Raw genomic sequence first — 1912 nt, 5'->3', positions numbered from 1 at the left:
TATCACTACGAGCTTGGGAGCTACCCTCCTTTTAGAGGGAGAATCGTTTAAAACAGCCATAGAACGTGCCGATCAAGCGCTCTATAGTGCAAAAGCAAACGGAAGAAATAGAATAGAGATAGTTAACGGTTCAGAGGATTCAATATCTGCCGATATAGATAAGACTTCATAAAAAGGAGTACACAACGATGGATTCAATCAACTCGAATATGGGAATGGGGCCTGAACTTTACGCGATGAAAAAAGCGATAGACGTTCAAAGCCAATCGATTCTCAAAGTGCTAGAAAGTACATCACCTGCTTCCGCACAATCAAACACTGCTTCCGGAGCCGACCTGACCGGTCTGGGACAAAATCTCGATATCAAAGCGTGACGTGCAGCCCTCGGCGGCTGGGTCACACTCCCCTATAAAGTTTCTAGCACCGTATTGAAACGTTGGACAAAAACCTGCTCAAATATCTGTTGGGCAATAACCCAGCGATTTACTTTTGAATTCAACATCACGATCAAACAATCGTTTCCGTCTTTTTTCGCACGGGCAATTAGACAAGGCCCCGCTTTAGAGGTGTACCCCGTTTTAACCCCTACCGCGTATTCATAGCGGCTTAAAAGTTTGTTATGCGTTTTAGCAACATATTTACGATTCGTATTAAGACCGTAATAGACAAATTGATTTTGCCGCGTAATATCGTTAAAAACAGGATTTTTAATCGCGTACTCCGCAAGTTTGAGAAGATCTTTGGGGGTAGAGTAGTGACTCCCGATATCATAGCCGCACGGGTTGGTAAAATGGGTATTTCGCATCCCTATTTTTTTGGCTTTTTCGTTCATCATCCATGCAAAATTTTTAACGTTTCCCCCCACGGCATACGCAATCGCCATCGCCGCATCGTTATCGGATTTAATCATCGCCGCTTTTATCAGATCTTCGAGGAGGATAATCTCCCCCTCTTTGTACCCCGCGACCGTAGGCTCGACTCGAATCATCTCAGAGGTGATGAGTACGGGACGATTTAACCCCCCTTGTTCGATCGCTAACATCACCGTCATAATCTTAGTGAGACTGGCAGGTGCGACTCGCTTTAGTGCCTCTTTGGAGTAGATCACTTCGCGTGTTGTCAGATCTTTCACAACCAGCGCTTCCACATTGAGTTTGGAGAGTTCTTCTGTATCGATATCGGCGTAGAGAGAAGAGAATAAGCAAAAAGTTAAGAGAAAGAGATATCGATACATTAAAGACCCAGCCGTTTTAATCATTGAAACATTTTAGCATAAGGTTGTACGATTTTAATAACCGCTCCCTATTATCGCACCGCTAATGAGTATATGGGTTAGGAGTGCTACCCACAGTACCCCTTTGAACTTTCGCGTTTTATGGTTAAAGAGTTTCTGAGCTGCCAAAGAGCCGACACTCCCGCCGAGGATCGTGAGGAGAAGGAGTCTGTTTTCGCTGATACGCCGTTTTTTATGAATCGAGAGGTATTTATCTATCCCGAATGTAACAAAGGAGAGGAGATTAAGAGTGATGAGTATTGCAATGAGGTAATTCATAAGAGTATTATACGTACATAATGACCGTTTTTTACCTCTCTCTAGGAGCTTATGCACATGAAAACACTCTACCTCATCCGTCACGCCAAATCAGACCGGAACGACCCTAGCTTGAGCGATTATGATCGCCCCTTAAACAAACGGGGGATGAATGACGCTCCGTTAATGGGATCGATTCTTTTAAAGAGCGGCATCCACCCCGACCTCATCCTCTCCAGCCCTGCTCTACGCGCCAAAACCACCGCGATAGCCATCGCCCAAGCCCTATCCTATCCGACAGACTCAATCCGCTACGATCACGCCCTCTACGCCTCCGATGTCGAAACCATCCTCACCCTCATCCGAGACGTACCTGTGAGT

The 1912-nt window shown here is 45.4% G+C and carries 5 protein-coding genes; 3 read left to right on the top strand and 2 right to left on the bottom strand.

The features are described 5' to 3' along the window. Nucleotides 1-13: 13 nt before the first annotated feature. Together A2517_RS11980 and A2517_RS03315 are read left to right on the top strand one after the other, a co-directional pair. Nucleotides 14-172 carry a hypothetical protein gene (locus A2517_RS11980; protein WP_367187985.1) on the top strand — a complete coding sequence of 53 codons (159 nt, stop codon included), beginning with the start codon at nt 14-16 and terminating at the stop codon, nt 170-172. A 16-nt stretch (nt 173-188) separates the two neighbouring features. Next, nucleotides 189-374 (top strand): hypothetical protein, encoded by a 186-nt coding sequence (locus tag A2517_RS03315; RefSeq protein WP_294894107.1) that lies wholly within the window; start codon nt 189-191, stop codon nt 372-374. 32 nt (nt 375-406) lie between these two features. Here A2517_RS03315 and A2517_RS03310 read toward each other — a convergent pair whose 3' ends face one another. Both A2517_RS03310 and A2517_RS03305 read right to left on the bottom strand, forming a co-directional pair. Next, nucleotides 407-1258 (bottom strand): D-alanyl-D-alanine carboxypeptidase family protein, encoded by an 852-nt coding sequence (locus A2517_RS03310; protein WP_294894105.1) that lies wholly within the window; start codon nt 1256-1258, stop codon nt 407-409. Between the two features lie 30 nt (nt 1259-1288). Beyond that, nucleotides 1289-1552 carry a DUF1294 domain-containing protein gene (locus A2517_RS03305; RefSeq protein ID WP_294894103.1) on the bottom strand — a complete coding sequence of 88 codons (264 nt, stop codon included), beginning with the start codon at nt 1550-1552 and terminating at the stop codon, nt 1289-1291. 57 nt (nt 1553-1609) lie between these two features. Here A2517_RS03305 and A2517_RS03300 point away from each other — a divergent pair. Continuing rightward, nucleotides 1610-1912: histidine phosphatase family protein (locus A2517_RS03300; protein WP_294894101.1), on the top strand; the 303-nt coding region annotated here is incomplete at its 3' end.

The organism is Sulfuricurvum sp. RIFOXYD12_FULL_44_77 (genome assembly GCF_001830725.1).
Classification (GTDB): domain Bacteria; phylum Campylobacterota; class Campylobacteria; order Campylobacterales; family Sulfurimonadaceae; genus Sulfuricurvum; species Sulfuricurvum kujiense_A.
Note: the sequence above shows the minus strand (reverse complement) of the source record. Positions and strands in the feature narration are given on the sequence as shown.